Raw genomic sequence first — 17,151 nt, forward strand, 5'->3', positions numbered from 1 at the left:
GGCCCGAAGACGCGACGGTGCCCGCCGGACCACCAATTGCCCCTCATCGCGAAAAGTCACCGAAGGAGCGGAACATGGGCTGCAATTGCGGCGGCGGTACCCCTCGGGCCGTCACCATCTACCAACTGACGCTGCCTGACGGCACGGTCCGCCACTACTACACGTGGCAAGAGGCCGATGCAGCCAACCAACGAGCGGGCGGCATCGGCACCATCCTCATCATCAACCAGTGACGGATCGCCCAGGGCATTCTCGTGGACAGGGTGGATTTCATGAGCCTTCCGGAGTTTTTGCTGTCCCTCGGCGCCACATGCCGCCTCACCAGGTTCCTCACGAAGGACACTCTCGCGGCGGGCTTCCGCACCTGGGTCGCCGACCGGTTCGGCGATGACTCCAAGCCCTCCTACCTGGTCAGCTGCGGCTGGTGTACGAGCGTGTGGGTGGCCTCCGCCATGGCCGTCCTCACTTACTGGACCGGAGGAACGGCAGGGCTGCAGATCGCCACCACAGCCCTGTCGCTCTCGTACCTCGCCGGGCTCGCCTCCCAGTGGCTCGACTGAGCCGTCCGGCTCCGCGGACGCGTCCGGGACGGCGCCCTCAAGGGGCGCGGTCCCCCGCAGTCCCTCCGGAACGCTCCCCCTCCCACCGTCCGCCTGGCGAGGCTCCGCGCACGAGCCGACAATGGTGGACAGAGCAGACGGTGGTGGACAGAGCAGACAGGGGCCCGGGGGCAGCAGCTGCGCGGCGGACGCCGTCCCGGGCCGGCAGTCGTCCAGGAGGTGGCGATGCAAACCCGTCTCACCGGGGAGTCGACCGAGTACGCCGACGCCCGCGAGGAGCTGCGGCACGCCGAGATCGAGCTGATGCGCCATCGCGAACAGGTCGCCGCGATGCGGCGGGGGCTGCCGCCGGGACCGGTCGTCGACGACTACGTCTTCGAGGAAGGTCCCGCGGATCTGCACGCCGGGGACGCCCCGGCGCGGACCGTGCGGCTCAGCGAACTGTTCAGCGAGCCCGGCCGTGACCTGATCGTCTACCACTTCATGTACGGCAAGCAGCAGGAGCAGGCCTGTCCGATGTGCACGATGTGGATCGACGGGTTCAACGGGATCGTCGACCACGTCACGCAGAACGTCGACTTCGCGGTCGTCGCCGCGGCCGAGCTGCCGGTGCTGCGTGCGTACGCCCGCGACCGGCAGTGGACGAACCTGCGCCTGCTCAGTGCCGGGGCCGGCACCTTCAAATACGACCTGGGCAGCGAGGACGCCGAAGGCATCCAGGACTCGACGGTGTCGGTGTTCAGCCGCGACGACACCGGGGCGGTGCGCCACGTCTACTCGGTGCACCCCCGTATGTCCGACGACATCGACGAGCGCGGTATCGACCTGCTCACGCCGGTGTGGCACCTGCTCGACCTCACGCCCGGGGGGCGCGGCGACTGGTTCCCGGCGCTGCGCTATTAGGTGTTGGTCCGGTGCGCCCTGCGGACACCGACCCGCCGCAGCGGCCCATGGACCCGAGCCGGCAGCCCTCTCCCCCACCTTGCTCTGAGACGGGCGCTGTTAAAACGAATCACCCTTCGCTGTCCGCGTGTTGGCATGACGGCGAGGTGCGAGAGCGTTGGCCGTCATACGAGGACCCCGTATCGCCGATGCTTCATGGCGACGTGACGCCGCCGCACCGTGGCCTCGGCCGGCAGTACGGCAAGGGGGTTGCGGAGGCAGTGAGGGCCTTCTGGTCTCCGGGTGCAGATCTCGCAATCCGCACCGAGCCAGAAGGCCCTCGTCCCGTTCCGGGCAGCTCACGGCGTTTCGGTGGTCACCACACTCCACGCGCCAACTGAATTAGACCGGGCCGTCCTTGCCGCACAGGTTCTTCTTTTCGTCTTCGGTCAGGTTTTTGGTGTTGAACCGGATGATCTTGTAAGTGATGTCCGACTCGACGTCATGGAATTCGCGCGGCCCAACGGCGGTGTACTTGTTCGCCGCACCGAAGGGGTTGGTCTCACTGACGCCGTCGATCTTCCAGGTCCCCTTCGCCTTCTGAGTGACGGGAACCTCCTCGAACCAGCCAGTTTGATAAGGGGCCAGGGTGCCCGTGAGCGCATTGCTCACGGTGTTCGACTTCATCCAGCTCTGCTCGATCTTCGGCGTCACCGCGGAGATGCCGTCGATCGACAGGCCGATGGTGAGCGTTTCGCTGATGGTCTCGGCCTCCTCGTACTTTGGTGCAGCCGTTTCGGAGGGGGAGCAGTTCTGGCTGGCGTTCCCCACCCTCGTCGGCGTGCCGTACGTCGGCTCCCCGACCTTTTCGAGGGGCACGAAGGTGCACGACTCACCGCACCCGGAGAGGTACTTGGCGAGCCCCTCGCGAGTGGACCAGTCGTCGGTGCTCTCGGGGACGGACCCGACCCCGGAGTCCGGCATCAGGCTGCCGCCGCCGCCAGGCGAGTCTGCCTGCGCCGGGGTGATGGTCAGGCACAGCGCCGCCATGACGCCCGCTGCTCCCGCCGCGGCCGCCTTCAACCGCCGGCTGCGTATTCTGCTGCTCATTTTTGCTTCCCTTACCTTCTGCCTGAAGTGCGAATTGCGTCTGCGATTCCGTTCGCCAGTCCGGGCGAGGCCGTCCAGGCAAGGCGGAGCCCGTTGTGAGCGAGGTGTGCATCAGCTCCGAACCCTCTGGGAACGGAGTGCCGCCGGCCACGCAGCAGAATCGGATTGCCACCGCGACCGGCACATGACAAGGCTCGGCCACATCGCTCACGATCGGCTCACACCACGCTCATGTGGCGTCGCGGCCTGATCCGTGAGGCCCCCCGGCGCGCACCGGGCGGCGGCGAGCACCGGAAACGGCCCTCGGCCGGCTGTCACCAGGAGAAAGCCAGTCGAGCAGCTCGACGGCGGGCTCTTAGAACTCTCTTAACCCCGCTGACTATTCACTTCCCTATGTATTCCCACCTCCCCAGGACCACGCGGCGACACCGCCGTACGACCCGTGTGCTCGCCGCCTCCCTCGCACTGACCGCGACCACCTTCGGGGTGGCCGGCTGTGACAGTGCCGCCGCCGGCACGCTGGAGGGCAGCCGGCTCGAACTGCCCGTCGCCGGCGGTACGGCCGTCGTCGACACCGCCTCACTGGCGGTGGACGGGCGCACCGCGGACGGGCGGCGGCTGGTGCTGTCCGCTCCGGCGGGCGACGGGCTCGGCAAGCCGGGGCCGGTGACGCGGACGGCCGGCGGGGCGCGCTGGAGCTACCCCGCCAAGGGGCTGAAGGTCACGGCCAGTTCGGAGCGCGGGCGGCTGCGGATCAAGCTGCGGGCGGACCGCGACGGGAAGGTCAGCTGGCCGGTGACCGGTACCGACCGGGCCGCTTCCGCCCTGCAACTGCCGCGCGGCGAGGGCCTGGACGTGCCCGTGCGGGACGCGTTCTGGAACGCCGGCGTGGAGAAGGGCGGACTGGCCGGCAGCACCGTCGACATGGGCGAGGGCCTGGCACTCCCGCTGTGGGGTTACTCCATGGGCCGGGCCGGGGTCAGCTATCTCACCCCCACCGACATCGGCACCTCGCTGCGCTTCGCCTCCACCGGAGGGCGGCTGCGCGCCACGGCCGCGCATGCCTTCGACGCCGGTGAGGGCACCCGTGACTACGAGGTCTCCTTCGCACTGACCGACGGCAACCCGGTCGCCCCCGCCGCCGACTACCGCTCCTACCTCTCCCAGCACGGACAGCTCGGCAGTCTGCGCAAGAAGATCCGGCGGAGCCCGGCCACCGGCAAGCTGCTCGGCGCCTTCCACGCCTATGGGTGGGGCGAGGCCCGTACCGCCGCCGGGGTCGACAAGCTGAAGCGGCTGGGCGTGGACCGGATGTGGCTCGGTTACGACGCCGGTCCGAACCCGATGAACGCCGCGGCGGTACGGGCCGCCAAGAAGGCGGGCTATCTCGTCGGGCCGTACGACACCTTCGCCAACGGGCAGGACCCGAAGACCGCCGACAGCCCCACCTCGGCCTGGCCGGACCGGGTCTACCCGGACTTCTGTATACGGAAGGCGGACGGCACCCCGGAGACCGGGTTCGGGAACCGCGGCTGCTATCTCAGCTCCCGCGCCTTCGAGAAGGCCGAACCGGGCAAGCACTATCTCGCCGACCGCACCCGCAAGATGGTCGCCAACGGCGCGGACAGCTACTTCCTCGATGTGGATGCGACGGGTGAGGTGTTCCGCGACCACGGCAAGGGCCATGAGATGACCAAGGCGGGCGACCGCGAGATGCGGCTCGCCCGGATGCGGCGGCTGTCGGAGAACCTCGTTCTCGGATCGGAGTCCGCCCAGCCCTGGGCCAACCAGGTGCTGGCCTACGACCACGGCTCGGGCACCCCGACCGCCGACGGCCTGTGGAAGCTGGAGCGCGACAAGAAGACGTGGGGCGGCTACCTCCCGGAGAAGGCCCCGGGCGCCTTCTTCAAGCCGGTGAAGCTGCCCGCCGAGGTGGCCACGGCCATGTACGACCCGAAGTACCGCGTCCCCCTCTACGAGACCGCGCTGCACGGCTCGCTGGTCAACGCCGAGCGCTGGGAGCTGTCGTACGAGAAGCTGCCGGAGCAGAAGACCAACCGGGCGCTGCTGGCGATGCTCTACAACACCCCGCTCAACTACGTCCTCGACGGGCCGACGCTGGACAAGAAGGGGCCCGAGCTGGCCGCGCTGCAGAAGTACTTCTCGCCGCTGCACCGCGCGGCCGGCGCCGAGCAGCTGACCTCGTTCCGGTGGCTGACCGGTGACCGCAGCGTGCAGCGCACGGTCTTCGGCGACGGCGCGCTGACCGTCACCGCCAACTTCGGCAGCCGGGCCCACGGCGGTCTGGCGGGCGGCTGTGTCGACGCGAAGCTGCGCACCGACCAGCAGCCGCGGCGGCTGTGCCCGGCGCAGCTGAACGGCTGACCGGAAGGCCAGGCGGGGGGCGGGCCGGACAGTCGGGGCGGGCAGCCTGAGCGGGCAGCCTGGGCGGGCCCGCACCCGGCGGGCCCGCCCTCACACGGCGGCCCGCCCGCCACTGAGGGCAGCGTTCCGCCCGGGAAACAGAGCAGATGCGGGCGGGTAACAGCCGGACCGCAGGCTGAGGAACATGACCTCGATGCCGCCGCACCCGGAAGCCACGCCAGCCGCCGCGCCTGGCACCACCCCCACCCTTGTCCTCGTCGGCCACGGCATGGTCGGCCAGCGCTTCCTGGAGGAGCTGGCCGGCCGCGGCGTCACCGGGCGGACCCGGGTGGTCGTGCTGTGCGAGGAGCCCCGCCCGGCCTACGACCGCGTCCAGCTGACGTCGTACTTCGCCGGCCGCACCCCCGACGACCTGAGCCTGGTCGATCCGGACTTCATGGCCCGCCACGGCATCGAACTGCACCTCGGCGACCCCGCCACGGCCGTCGACCGCACGGCCCGCACGGTCACCGCCCGCTCCGGTCTGACCGTCCGCTACGACACCCTGGTGCTGGCCACCGGCTCCTACCCGTTCGTCCCGCCGGTGCCCGGCAAGGACAGTGCGGGCTGTTTCGTCTACCGCACCATCGAGGACCTGCTGGCCATCGAGGAGTACGCCAAGAACGCCCGCACCGGTGTGGTGGTCGGCGGCGGGCTGCTCGGTCTGGAGGCGGCCGGGGCGCTGAAGGGGCTGGGGCTGCGCACCCACATCGTGGAGTTCAGTCCGCGGCTGATGGCCCTGCAGGTCGACGAGGGCGGCGGCCGCGCGCTGCGCCGTACCGTCGAGGAGATGGGCCTGGAGGTGCACACCGGCGTCGGCGGCAAGGAGATCGTCGCGGACGGGGCCGGTGCGGTGACCGCCATGGGCCTGTCGGACGACTCCCGTATCGCGACCGATCTGGTCGTCTTCTCGGCCGGTGTCCGGCCCCGCGACCAGCTCGCCCGGGACTGCGGGCTGCCGGTCGGCGAACGCGGCGGCATCGTCGTCGACGAGCGGTGCCGCACCGCCGACCCCGCCGTGTACGCGATCGGCGAATGCGCCCTGGCCGCCGACGGCCGGGTCTACGGACTGGTCGCGCCGGGCTACGACATGGCCCGCACGGTCGCCGGCACCCTCGCCGACGCACTCGGCGCCGGCACCGGAGCGGCCGAAGGCTTCACCGGCGCGGACCTGTCCACCAAGCTCAAGCTGCTCGGGGTGGACGTCGCGTCGTTCGGCGACGCCCACGGCACCGCCGACGGCTGTCTGGACGTGGTCTACTCCGACGCCCGCAGCGGCGTCTACAAGAAGCTGGTGATCGGCGCCGCGGGCGAGCTGCTGGGCGGGGTACTGGTCGGCGACGCCGAGGCGTACGGCATGCTGCGCCCGCTGACCGGCAGCGTTCCCCCGGTGCCGCCCGAGCAGCTGGTGCTGCCCGCCGCGGCCGAGGGCGGGGCCGCGCTCGGCCCGTCCGCGCTGCCGGACAGTGCGGTGCTGTGCAACTGCCACAACGTAACCAAGGGGACGGTCCGGGCGGCGGTCACCGAGCACTCCTGCGGCACCCTCCCCGAGATCAAGAAGTGCACCAAGGCCGGTACCGGCTGCGGCAGTTGCGTCAAGTCGCTGACCGCCGTGATGAACGACGAGCTGGCCGCGAACGGCGCCACCATCGACACCGGGCTGTGCGGCTGCTTCCCGCACACCCGCGCCGAGCTCTACGAGATCGTCCGCACCCTGCGGCTGACGACCTTCGCCGAGCTGCTGGACTCGCACGGCCGGCCGGAGGCCAGGAACGGCGACGGCTGCGAGATCTGCAAGCCCACCGTCGGCTCGATCATCGCCTCCCTCGCCCCCAGCGTCGGCGCCGACGGCTATGTCCTCGACGGGGAACAGGCCGCCCTCCAGGACACCAACGACCACTTCCTCGCCAACCTCCAGCGCAACGGCTCGTACTCGATCGTGCCGCGCATCCCCGGCGGGGAGATCACCCCGGACAAGCTGATCGTGATCGGCGAGGTGGCCCGCGACTTCGGCCTCTACACCAAGATCACCGGTGGCCAGCGGATCGATCTGTTCGGCGCCCGGGTCGACCAGCTCCCGCAGGTGTGGGCCCGGCTGGTGGACGCGGGCTTCGAGTCGGGGCACGCATACGGCAAGGCGCTGCGCACCGTGAAGTCGTGTGTGGGGCAGACCTGGTGCCGCTACGGCGTGCAGGACTCGGTCCGTATGGCCATCGAACTGGAGCTGCGCTACCGGGGGCTGCGTTCCCCGCACAAGCTGAAGTCCGCGGTCTCCGGCTGCGCCCGGGAGTGCGCGGAGGCCCGCGGCAAGGACTTCGGCGTCATCGCCACCTCCAACGGCTGGAACCTGTACGTGGGCGGCAACGGGGGCGCCGATCCGCGCCACGCCGATCTGCTCGCCCAGGACCTGAGCGACGCCGAACTGATCCGGCTGATCGACCGGTTCCTGATGTTCTACATCCGCACCGCGGACCGGCTGGAGCGCACCTCCGCCTGGCTGGAGCGGATCGAGGGCGGCCTCGACCACGTCCGGGACGTCGTCGTCCATGACTCCCTGGGGCTGTGCGACGAGTTGGAGGCCCTGATGGCCGCCCATGTCACCCACTACCGCGACGAATGGGCCGAGACCCTCGCCGACCCCGAGCGGCTGGCCCGCTTCGTCTCCTTCGTCAACGCGCCCGACGCGCCCGACCCGTCCGTCCGCTTCGTGCCGGAGCGCGACCAGGTCAAGCCGGACCTGACGCTGCTGGCCGGCCCGACCCTGCCCGTTCGCACCCTGGAAGGGACCTCCGTCTGATGACCACCGCCACCGCCACGCTCACCCACACCGAGGGAGACCTTGAGGTCTCCACCACGGCCGCCACGGTCGAGATCCGCTGCCCGCAGGGCTGGGTCGCGGTCTGCACACGGGACGACCTCACCCCGGGGCGCGGTGTCGCCGCCCTCCTCCCGGACGGCACCCAGGCCGCGCTCTTCATCGACCGCGCCGGGCAGACCTATGCGATCGCCAACCGCGACCCGTTCACCGGCGCCCAGGTCCTCTCCCGCGGCCTGACCGGCTCCGCCGACGGCCGCCCATTCGTGGCATCACCCCTGCTCAAGCAGCGTTTCGATCTGGCGTCGGGGAGCTGCCTGGACGATCCGTCGGTCTCGGTCCCGGCGTATCGCGTACGGAGTGTGGAGAACGTCCGGGGCGTGGAGAACGTCCGGGGCGCGGAGGCCCGGGGCGGGGAGAGCGGGATCTGACCCGGCCGGAGCCGGGCCGGAGAGGGACGCGGGCGCGGGCCCCGACGCGGGCGCGGGCCCCGACGCGGGCGCGGACGCCGTGGCGGAGGAGGGCAGGGAGGCCCGCTACCGGGTCATACCGGAGCGGCTGGGGGGCACCGCCCGGTGGATGGACCGGGTGGCCGCCGCCTGGGACACCCGCCTCTCGGCGATCAAGCGCCTCGCCGAAGGGGAGTGACCACGGCCGGTGCGGCGGTGGCGGACGGTGTCCGGCGCGCCGCGCCCCTCACCTCCGCCCCTCCGGCCCCATCCGTCCCACCGCGCGGCGTAACCTGGTTGCCCCCTACGGAGGAGTGCAGGCGTGACCAGGTGGAACACCAGCCACATCCCCGACCAGACGGGCCGCTCGGCGGTCGTCACGGGCGCGAACAGCGGCATCGGCTATGTCACCGCACGTGAACTGGCCCGCCAGGGCGCCCGCGTACTGCTGGCCTGCCGCAACGAGACGCGCGGGATCGCCGCCCTGGACCGGCTGCGCTCCGAAGTCCCCACCGCCGAGGCCGAGTTCCGGCCGCTCGACTTGGCCGATCTGTCCTCCGTACGGGACTTCGCCGCCGCCCTCGACGACTTCGACGGCGACCGTCTCGATCTGCTCATCAACAACGCGGGCGTGATGGCCCTGCCGTACCGCACCACCGCCGACGGCTTCGAGATGCAGTTCGGCACCAACCACCTCGGCCACTTCGCGCTGACCGGGCTGCTGCTGCCCAAGCTTCTCGCCACCCCCGGCGCCCGGGTCGTCACCGTCTCCAGCATGCTGCACGCCCTCGCCGACCTCGACCACAGCGACCTCAACAGCGCGCACTCCTACCGCCGCTGGATCGCCTACGCCCGCTCCAAGAGCGCCAACCTCCTCTTCGTCCACGAGCTGGCCCGGCGGCTGGCCGCGGCCGGTTCGCAGGTCGTCGCGGCCGCCGCGCACCCCGGATACGCGTCCACCAATCTGCAGACCACGGGCGTCCGGATGGAGGGCCGCAGCTCCGCCGAGCGGGCCATCGAGCTGGGCAACCGCCTCATCGCCCAGTCCCCGGACGGCGGCGCCCTGGGCACCCTCTGCGCGGCCACCGCCCCGCACATGCGGCCGGACTCCTTCATCGGCCCGCGCAGCGGACTGCGCGGCGCCCCCGCCCAGTCCTTCCGCGCCCCCTGGACCAAGAAGGACGCGAACGGCGAGCGCCTGTGGGCCGCCTCGGAACAACTCACCGGTGTCCGCTACGACTTCTCCCGGCCCGCTGCGGCGTTCTGACCCGCACGGCATGGAATGATCCGGACCTGTGTACGAGCGACCTTTCCCTCCACAGCAGCCTTCTCCGCAGGGCCCGCCGCCCCAACAGCCCTACCAGCCGCACCCGTATCCCCAGCAGCCGTATCAGGGAGCGCCGCAGCAGGCTCCCCAGCAGCCGTATCAGGGGGCGCCGCACCCATACCAGGGACCACAGCACCCAGCTCCCCCGCAGCAGCCGTACCCGGGACCGCCGCACCCGTATCCACCGCAGCCGGCTCCGCAACACCCGCACGCTCCGTACCCTCCGTACGCCGCGGCTCCGCGCATCCCCGAAGAGGCGGACACCATGCGCCGGTTCGGGGCGATTCTCCTCGACGGACTGCTGGCCCTGGCCGCCGCCTTCGTCGCCCTGCGTTCCGCCGGCCACTCCGCTCTGCCCGCCCTGCAGACCTTCTACGCCGTCGCCGGCGCGGGCTTCGGGCTGTCGTTCCTCAACCACGTCCTGCTGACCCGCATCGCCGGCGCAAGCCTCGGCAAGTTCGCCGTCCGTACGCGTGTCATCCGCGAAACGGACGCCAGCCGCCCGCGCCTTCCCCGGCTGTTCCGCCGCTGGCTGGGCGGCTACCTCTTCCTGGTGGTCTGGATCATCGCCGCCTTCTTCAACATGGAGGACGACCCCGATGACTTCTGCGGGGTCCGACTGGTCCGCTACCAGGACCTGCAGGCACTCACTCCGGCGTACCGCCGCTGAGCGAGCCGGAGTGCGGCGGGTGGCAGACGGCGGGTGGCAGACGGCGGGTGCGGACGGCGGGCAGTCTGAGCCGCGCCGGCGCGCTGCGGCCCACGGCCCCCAGCCGCACCGCCCCCACCGGCTCTGGTGACTGCCCTGTCCCACCGACGCCCGGAGGGAGCAGTTGACGGCATTCCCCCGCGTCAAGAACCCGTGAAGAACGGGCCGTCGTCCGCCAAGGGACCGCCAAGGTCCGCGGACGGCGGCCGTCGCGCCCCGCACGCTGACCTGGTCCCGCACGGTGCGCACGGAGGTACGACGAACGATGCCGCAGCTTTCCCAGTCCGATGGCCGGCCGGAGGAACCGCCGGATACCGCCACCGCCACCGCCGCCGTCACCACCACCCGGCCGGGCGCCCCCGGCCTCGGCTCCGGCCCCGGCTCCGATACCCGTACCGACACCGACACCGCCTCCGACACCGACACCGCCTCCGGCGCTGACCACACCCCCGCCAACGGGCCCGGCGGCGGCGCCGCGGTTTCCGAGCCCGACGCCCGTCACCGGCTCACCGCCCTCCAGGGCCTGGCCGCCCTCTCGCTCGACGCCATGGCATCCGTGGCCTACGGCCCCGAGTCGATCGTCCTGGTCCTGGCCGCGGCAGGCAGCCACGGCCTCGGTTTCACGCTCCCCGTCACCCTCGCCATCGCCGCCCTGCTCGCCGTCCTCGTCGCCTCGTACCGTCAGGTGATCGCGGCGTTTCCCAACGGCGGCGGCTCCTACGCAGTGGCCAAGACCCACCTCGGCCGCCGTACCGCCCTGTTCGCCGCCGCCTCCCTCATCCTCGACTACGTCCTGAACGTCGCCGTCTCGGTGACGGCCGGCGTCGCGGCCCTGACCTCGGCCTTCCCCGCCCTCTACGACGACCGGGTGGGGATCTGCCTGGCCGTCCTCGTCCTCATCACCGCCATCAACCTGCGCGGCATCGTCGACTCGGCGAAGGCTTTCCTCCTCCCCACCGCCGTCTTCGTCGGCGCCGTTCTGACGATGGTCGCCGTCGGGCTCTTCCGCGCCGCCCCCGCCGCCACCACCACGGCCGACGGACACGCCTCCGTCCTCGCCGACAACGCCACCGCGGTCGGCGCCCTCCTGCTGCTCAAGGCGTTCGCGTCCGGCTGCTCGGCGCTGACCGGGGTCGAGGCGGTCGCCAACGCCGTGCCGTCCTTCCGGGCCCCGGCGGCCCGGCGTGCGCAGCGCACCGAGGTCGCGCTCGGCGTCCTGCTCGGTGTGATGCTGATCGGGCTGTCCGTCCTGATCGGCCGCTTCCACCTCCAGCCCGTCGAGGGTGTCACCGTCCTCGCCCAGCTCGCGGACGCCTCGTTCGGCCACAACGCGGCGTTCTACGTCGTCCAGTTCGCCACCATGGTGCTGCTGGCCCTCGCCGCGAACACCTCCTTCGGCGGCCTGCCCGTCCTGATGGGCCTGCTGGCCCGGGACAACCACCTCCCGCACGTCTTCGGCCTCAAGGCGGACCGCCAGGTGCACCGCCACGGTGTGCTGGCGCTGGCCGCCGTCGCCGCGGGCCTCCTGGTCTTCTCCGGCGGGGACGTCAACACCCTCGTCCCGCTCTTCGCCATCGGCGTCTTCGTCGGCTTCACCCTCTGCCAGGTCGGCATGGTCCGGCACTGGCGGCGCGAACGCTCCCCCGGGTGGCGCGGCAAGGCCCTGCTGAACGGTGCCGGCGCCCTGCTCACCGCCGTCTCGGCGCTCGTCGTCACCGCCACCAAGTTCACCGAGGGCGCCTGGCTGATCGTCATCGCCCTGCCCCTCCTCGTCCTGGCCCTGGAGGCGGTACACCGCGCCTACGCCCGGATCGGCGCACGCCTGGGCCTGGGCCGCCTCCCCGAGCCCCCGCGCCGCGCCCGCTCCCTGGTCGTCGTCCCCGTCTCGCACCTCTCCCGGCTCACCGGCGAGGCCCTGAACGCAGCGGTGTCCCTCGGCGACGAGGTGGTGGCGGTCACCGTCACCCACGACACCCCCGAGGACCGTCCGGCCACCGAGGCCCTCCGCCGCGACTGGGAACTCTGGAACCCCGGCGTCGATCTCCTCGAACTGCCCTCGGCCACCCGTTCCCTCGGCCGCCCGATCGCCGCCTACGTCACCGACGTGTCGGCCCGTCACCCCGGCACCCGCATCACCGTGCTGATCCCGGAGGCCGAGCCCGCCCATCTCTGGCAGCGCCTGCTCCAGAACCAGCGCGGCGCGGTCGTCGCGCACGCCGTCCGCCGGGACACCGACGCGGTGATCTGCCGACTGCGGTTCCGCCTGGCGGCGCCCGCTCGCACGTGGTGACGGCCCGTCGCCGGTGGCGGCCTCTACCGTGACGGCATGGACGCCACCATGGATTACGACGACCACTGCGCCGAAATCGTCCACCAGGCCGACCTGCTGAGCGCCGGCATCGACGCGCGCACCTCTCTGACGGCCGCCGTGCCCTCCTGCCCCGACTGGAACCTCGCCCAGCTGCTCCGGCATCTGGGCGAGACCCACCGCTGGGTCGAGGAACTCGTCCGGACCGGGGCGACCGAGCCCCCGTCCGACACTGCACTCCGTGTCCTCCCCCGCGACACCACCGAGACCCCGGCCGCGCTCGCCGCCTGGCTCACCGAGGGCGCCCGGCTCCTCGCGGACACGCTCCGCACCGCGGGCCCCGACGCCCGGATCTGGACCCCGCTCCCCTCCGGTTCCCCGCGCTTCTTCGCCCGCCGCATGGCCCACGAGACTGTCATGCACCGGGCCGACGCCACTCTCACCCTCGGCGTGGACTTCACCGTCGACCAGCGGGTCGCCCTCGACTGCCTCGACGAATGGATGGAACTGGGCTCCCTGCCCGAGATGTTCGACCACCACCCCGACCGACGCGAACTCCTCGGCCCCGGCCGTACCCTCCACTTCCACGCCACGGACACCCCACCGGAAGCGGCCGCCGACTGGCTCGTCGACCTCACCGGCGACACCCTCGCCTGGCGCCGCGCCCAGGAACCGGCCGCCGTCTCCGTCCGCGCGCCCCTGACGGACCTCTTGCTCCTCATCTACGGCCGCGCCCCCAGCGACAACGGCACGTACGAGATCACCGGCGAAGCGGAGCTGCTGGAATTCTGGCTGGCACGGGTGCTGTTCGGGTGAGGGTTTGCGTGGGGGTATCGCGGCGGAGGGGCTGAGCCCAGTTCGAGCCGGTCTCGTGGCCTACTGGCCTCCAGGTCTTCTGGCCTCCAGGTCTTCTGGCCTCCAGGTCTTCTGGCCTCCAGGTCTTCTGGCTTCCTGGCTTCCTGGCTTCCCCGGAGGCGAACCGATCGGGTCATCACGGCGTGGGTTAGGTTGACCATCATCCGCATGTGCAGCACCAAGGAGTCCGAACATGACCGATGCCGACCCGTCGGGCAGCATCCCGGGACTGCCGCCTACGCCACCCCCGCTCCCCCCGCGGACCGGACCGCAGCCCGTGCCGGCGAACGCGGACGAGGCGCTGGAGATCGGCCGGGAGCACTTCCCCGAGGTCGGCTCACCGGGCGGCCCCGCCGAACTGCTCGTCCATGAATTCGACATCGGCTATTTGATCTACGCAGGCTGGCCACCCGCCGAGGACCCCACCGCTCCTCCCGCGGAACCCGGGGGAAGCAACATCGTCATCGCCAAGGCCGACGGCGAAGTGTCGTCCCTGCCCAACTTCCCCCCGGAGTCGGCCGTGGAGCTCTACCACCGGCTCCACAGCCGGAGAACTTCCTGATCCTCCCGCCCTCCGAGCCCCTCGGCCGCCCCAAGCCCCTCGGCCGCGCCGAGCGGCTTTTGCCGGCGGGGCCTGGCAGCTCACCAGCCCCGGACTCCCCGCCCCACGACCGGCGGGTCGAGGCGCACGCGTCCGACGCCGCCCCGCGCTTTCCCACTCGGCAGGGTCTCCCGGCCGGAGGAGAGCGCAGAGTTCGACGGCTCATCGTGGCGGGCATCACGACACCCCTCGACGCCCGAAGCGATTCCGACACCACGGATCGCGCCGCCACACCCATCGAGGATCGAGTGTGATGACAGCGGACAGCGCCCTGGCGCGCATCGAAGCGTGGCTGGAGAAGCCTCACCGGCTCTACGAAACGTTTGCGATCCGCGGCGCCGCAGGCACCGGAAAGACACGGCTGCTGCAAGGTCTGGCGGACCGCATTCCAGAGGCCGTCTACATCGACTGCCAAGGATTGACAGCGGAAGACGCCGCGCTCCGTCTGCTGAACACATGGCGGGCGGAACCCGGAACCCTGCCCCTCTTCGAAGCCGCGCGCAGGATAACGAGTGGTGGTGTCGCGCTGCTCGCGAACGTTCAGTGGGCCGGCCCGCTCGTCTCCTCGAACGAAGCAAGCCGGATCACCCGGAACGTACTCCGCCCCCTGAGAATGTCCGCACGTCCGACTGTCCGCTTCATCGTGGAACGGTCCGCGGACAAGAGCTGGGTGCTCGCCCCGGCCCGGAACGAACTCGTCCTCCAGGAAGACTTCGGCCCAGCAGACCCCTTCGCGTTTCCGGCAGAACTCCTTGCGGCACATCCGCCGCTGGAGGCGCTGGCAGCGGCGGAAACCCGCAGCGTGCCCCTGCCGGTATGGGAGGAGCTGTGCCATGCCTTGGGCATTCACACTTCAGCGTGCGAACTGACCGGACTGGCAGACGCGCTCACGGAAATCCTTGCTGTCCCGGATACCGCCGGGGCCGACCGGCAGGTCGCCTTCCGGGCCGAGTCGACCCGCCATCGGATACGGGCAGTTCGCCCCGTCCCACACGCGGCCATCGTCACCTTCCTGATACAGCGGATGGCCGGCCGGACAACGGCGGCCTGGAGCACCTCGGGCCCGCTCGGCACCTACGCGGCGAGGACGCTGGCTCTCCACGCCGCCCATGCGGGTGCCATGGACCGGATTCTGGGCGACGGCACCGTGCTCGCACATCTCGACGCGTACGGATTGCTGCAGGGACTGGCCGCCACGTGGCCCGGTGGCGTACCCCAAGGCGGTATCGCCACGGATGCCCACTATCTGGAGGAGCTGGGGCTGGCCTCGGCGCCACATCCGGAGTGGCTTGCATGGCTGCACCACGCCACGGTCAGCCGTGGCAACGAGGCCTTGGCCCGGTCGATGGCTGAAGCGGGTATCACTCTGCCGTGGCGGACGGTCTGGTCACGATGCCGTCCGTACGGCACTTTCGGCCCCTCCCCGCGGCCTTATACGGAAACCCCGGAAGGAATCCCGGTCAGCCGGTCGTGGCCACGCAGCGAGACCGCGCCCCCGGTCCGGAATGTCCTCGGCCTCGCCCATCCGTTCAGATCCAGGTCGCGGACGAACGGAGACTGGCTCATCGCGGGTCCCACCGGCCATTTCGCCGTGACGACGGACACCGAACCAAGCGAATCTCCTGACCTTTTGGCGATGCCGGAGCCTTTCGTCGGTGCCATCACCACGGCAGGCGAGTGGGTGTGCCCCGTACCGGCACTGACGCAGACCGGACCTTCCCGAGCATGGCTGGAGGCCGCCTTCGGAGACCGCGCCTGTCGTGTGCTGCTGGAGTCTCAATTGCCGGCCGGAATCACCGCGGAGGGCGCTCGACGCTTTCTCACCACGACAGGGCTACCGGCACTTTCGGACCAACTTCCGTTCATGTCCACCGTGGACCTTCGGGAATCAGGGTTGGTGGAATCCCCCTGGCCGGAAGACACCCAGGAGCCAGAAAGCGGCGGGCCCTTCTACATCTTGGGCGCATGGACGGGCGGTAAGGTGCTGCTGGACGGCACGACGGGCGCCGTCCTGCAAGACGGCGAGACCGGCTATCAATCCACCACCCTCGCGAGCAGTCTCCGGCAATTCTGCATTCTCATTCGCCTTTACTGCGGGCTCTTGATCAGCAATTTCCATACGCCGCATGAATACCGGGATGCCCGAAACAGTGTGCGGTCATGGGCCGATGAGATTGACTCAGCCGTGGCCGACGCCGACCACTGGGAGCAGGTCTTCGATGGCGATCTGGACAGCTGGGGCACCGAGTAGTCGGCCCGTGGCGGAGCTGACCGGCCCGCCGGCCTCCGGTCCTGCCCAGTTGCCGGACTCGCTGCGCAAGAGAGAGATTACCGCGACCAACGAATCGCTCGGAACCACGTGGGCGTGGGAACTTCACTTCGCGTCGGGAGATCTCCTCGGGAGCGAATTGATCCTGGACGGTGGAACCGGGCAGGTGCTCGACAGCATCCGTCGGCGTGTGCCGACGCCGTGTTCGTCGATTGTCTCCACCTGAGTGCCGAAGTCGTGGCGATTCATGTACTGCTCGGTCTGGGGTGGATCCGGAAGCCGCCCACGAGCGGCGATCGAGCCTCTGGAGTGCCCAAGGGCTCATCAACCGTGATGCGGTCGTGCTGTTGGCCAACGCTCAATGGGCCGCCCACGGTCACATCTACGGAGCCCGGGCGGTGCAAACAGATGAGGCCACGGCGGCGCCGACGCAAGCGACAGAACGCGAACGGACGCCGAAAGACGCGAACGCATTCTTCCGTGCGTTCTATCGGACAGGCCCTAGGGCTCGCTCGAAGATCCCTGCGCTCTCCGGAAGCACACTCATCGTGTTGGTGTAGATGAGGCGGCGATAGCCAAGGTGGTGGTAATTGGCCCATATCGCGGTCAGGTTGCGTTCGGTGATCTGGGAGCGGTGCGGGTCACCGTCCGGAGCGGGATGCACCTGCCCCATGAAATCACCCTCGATTACGGCGTGTGGAACAGCGCGGCTTCGTAGTTGATCCGAAACCTCCCAGCCGACCGTGGATTTGCCCACACCTGCCCGGCCACCGATAAGCAGCAGTTCTGTGCGATTCATGGCGACATGATGACAGCTGACTGCGACCTTCTGGGAGCCGATC

15 protein-coding genes and 1 pseudogene are annotated in these 17,151 nt (G+C 70.6%); 14 read left to right on the forward strand and 2 right to left on the reverse strand.

All coding sequences use genetic code 11. The annotated features are described in order from the left end of the window. Positions 1–74 precede the first annotated feature (74 nt). The 3 genes from AB0C46_RS19235 (at position 75) to AB0C46_RS19245 (ending at position 1,463) form a co-directional block, all read left to right on the forward strand. Positions 75–233 carry a hypothetical protein gene (locus tag AB0C46_RS19235; RefSeq protein ID WP_362829018.1) on the forward strand — a complete coding sequence of 53 codons (159 nt, stop codon included), beginning with the start codon at positions 75–77 and terminating at the stop codon, positions 231–233. Positions 234–272: 39 nt separating this feature from the next. Next, the gene (locus tag AB0C46_RS19240) at positions 273–560 is read left to right on the forward strand and encodes a hypothetical protein (protein WP_362829019.1); all 288 of its coding nucleotides are present in this window, start codon (positions 273–275) and stop codon (positions 558–560) included. 225 nt (positions 561–785) lie between these two features. Next, the gene (locus AB0C46_RS19245) at positions 786–1,463 is read left to right on the forward strand and encodes a DUF899 family protein (RefSeq protein ID WP_362829020.1); all 678 of its coding nucleotides are present in this window, start codon (positions 786–788) and stop codon (positions 1,461–1,463) included. A 381-nt stretch (positions 1,464–1,844) separates the two neighbouring features. On the opposite strand, the gene AB0C46_RS19250 is transcribed toward AB0C46_RS19245, so the two are convergent. Next, positions 1,845–2,552, reverse strand: a complete 708-nt coding sequence (locus AB0C46_RS19250; protein WP_362829021.1) for a hypothetical protein — start codon at positions 2,550–2,552, stop codon at positions 1,845–1,847. Between the two features lie 393 nt (positions 2,553–2,945). Between AB0C46_RS19250 and AB0C46_RS19255 the strand changes: the two genes are divergently transcribed. The 11 genes from AB0C46_RS19255 (at position 2,946) to AB0C46_RS19305 (ending at position 16,535) form a co-directional block, all read left to right on the forward strand. Beyond that, positions 2,946–4,937: a glycoside hydrolase gene (locus AB0C46_RS19255; RefSeq protein WP_362829022.1), complete on the forward strand. Its 1,992-nt coding sequence runs from the start codon at positions 2,946–2,948 to the stop codon at positions 4,935–4,937. A gap of 184 nt (positions 4,938–5,121) precedes the next feature. Then, positions 5,122–7,773 carry a nitrite reductase large subunit NirB gene (gene nirB / locus AB0C46_RS19260; protein WP_362829023.1) on the forward strand — a complete coding sequence of 884 codons (2,652 nt, stop codon included), beginning with the start codon at positions 5,122–5,124 and terminating at the stop codon, positions 7,771–7,773. Then, positions 7,773–8,222, forward strand: a complete 450-nt coding sequence (nirD, locus tag AB0C46_RS19265) for a nitrite reductase small subunit NirD (protein WP_362829025.1) — start codon at positions 7,773–7,775, stop codon at positions 8,220–8,222. The genes nirB and nirD overlap by 1 nt, the downstream gene beginning before the upstream one ends. A gap of 79 nt (positions 8,223–8,301) precedes the next feature. Next, positions 8,302–8,439: a hypothetical protein gene (locus AB0C46_RS19270; RefSeq protein ID WP_362829026.1), complete on the forward strand. Its 138-nt coding sequence runs from the start codon at positions 8,302–8,304 to the stop codon at positions 8,437–8,439. 123 nt (positions 8,440–8,562) lie between these two features. Further along, complete coding sequence (locus AB0C46_RS19275) at positions 8,563–9,507, forward strand: oxidoreductase (protein ID WP_362829027.1); 945 nt, start codon at positions 8,563–8,565, stop codon at positions 9,505–9,507. 325 nt (positions 9,508–9,832) lie between these two features. Continuing rightward, a complete protein-coding gene (locus AB0C46_RS19280; RefSeq protein WP_362829028.1) occupies positions 9,833–10,237 on the forward strand; it encodes an RDD family protein in 405 nt (134 codons plus the stop codon). A gap of 304 nt (positions 10,238–10,541) precedes the next feature. Next, the gene (locus AB0C46_RS19285; RefSeq protein ID WP_362829029.1) at positions 10,542–12,566 is read left to right on the forward strand and encodes an APC family permease; all 2,025 of its coding nucleotides are present in this window, start codon (positions 10,542–10,544) and stop codon (positions 12,564–12,566) included. 36 nt (positions 12,567–12,602) lie between these two features. After that, positions 12,603–13,400, forward strand: a complete 798-nt coding sequence (locus AB0C46_RS19290) for a maleylpyruvate isomerase family mycothiol-dependent enzyme (protein WP_362829031.1) — start codon at positions 12,603–12,605, stop codon at positions 13,398–13,400. Between the two features lie 232 nt (positions 13,401–13,632). Further along, a complete protein-coding gene (locus AB0C46_RS19295; RefSeq protein ID WP_362829033.1) occupies positions 13,633–14,001 on the forward strand; it encodes a hypothetical protein in 369 nt (122 codons plus the stop codon). Positions 14,002–14,293: 292 nt separating this feature from the next. Further along, entirely contained in the window at positions 14,294–16,291 is a 1,998-nt protein-coding gene (locus AB0C46_RS19300) for an SUKH-4 family immunity protein (protein WP_362829035.1), read from the forward strand. 7 nt (positions 16,292–16,298) lie between these two features. Further along, a complete protein-coding gene (locus tag AB0C46_RS19305; protein ID WP_362829036.1) occupies positions 16,299–16,535 on the forward strand; it encodes a hypothetical protein in 237 nt (78 codons plus the stop codon). A 273-nt stretch (positions 16,536–16,808) separates the two neighbouring features. On the opposite strand, the pseudogene AB0C46_RS19310 reads toward AB0C46_RS19305, so the two are convergent. Continuing rightward, positions 16,809–17,108 (reverse strand): annotated as a pseudogene (locus AB0C46_RS19310) (hypothetical protein); the annotation flags it as partial. Positions 17,109–17,151 lie beyond the last annotated feature (43 nt).

The sequence above is a fragment of the Streptomyces sp. NPDC048637 genome, from assembly GCF_040650675.1.
Classification (GTDB): Bacteria; Actinomycetota; Actinomycetes; order Streptomycetales; family Streptomycetaceae; genus Streptomyces.

Bases quoted from the DNA above. Each gene is read 5' to 3' on its own strand.
- AB0C46_RS19235 (WP_362829018.1), top strand. From the start codon at position 75: ATGGGCTGCAATTGCGGCGGCGGTACCCCTCGGGCCGTCACCATCTAC.
- AB0C46_RS19240 (WP_362829019.1), top strand. From the start codon at position 273: ATGAGCCTTCCGGAGTTTTTGCTGTCCCTCGGCGCCACATGCCGCCTC.
- AB0C46_RS19250 (WP_362829021.1), bottom strand. From the start codon at position 2,552: ATGAGCAGCAGAATACGCAGCCGGCGGTTGAAGGCGGCCGCGGCGGGA.
- AB0C46_RS19285 (WP_362829029.1), top strand. From the start codon at position 10,542: ATGCCGCAGCTTTCCCAGTCCGATGGCCGGCCGGAGGAACCGCCGGAT.
- AB0C46_RS19280 (WP_362829028.1), top strand. From the start codon at position 9,833: ATGCGCCGGTTCGGGGCGATTCTCCTCGACGGACTGCTGGCCCTGGCC.
- AB0C46_RS19290 (WP_362829031.1), top strand. From the start codon at position 12,603: ATGGACGCCACCATGGATTACGACGACCACTGCGCCGAAATCGTCCAC.
- AB0C46_RS19255 (WP_362829022.1), top strand. From the start codon at position 2,946: ATGTATTCCCACCTCCCCAGGACCACGCGGCGACACCGCCGTACGACC.
- nirB (WP_362829023.1), top strand. From the start codon at position 5,122: ATGACCTCGATGCCGCCGCACCCGGAAGCCACGCCAGCCGCCGCGCCT.
- nirD (WP_362829025.1), top strand. From the start codon at position 7,773: ATGACCACCGCCACCGCCACGCTCACCCACACCGAGGGAGACCTTGAG.
- AB0C46_RS19295 (WP_362829033.1), top strand. From the start codon at position 13,633: ATGACCGATGCCGACCCGTCGGGCAGCATCCCGGGACTGCCGCCTACG.
- AB0C46_RS19300 (WP_362829035.1), top strand. From the start codon at position 14,294: ATGACAGCGGACAGCGCCCTGGCGCGCATCGAAGCGTGGCTGGAGAAG.
- AB0C46_RS19245 (WP_362829020.1), top strand. From the start codon at position 786: ATGCAAACCCGTCTCACCGGGGAGTCGACCGAGTACGCCGACGCCCGC.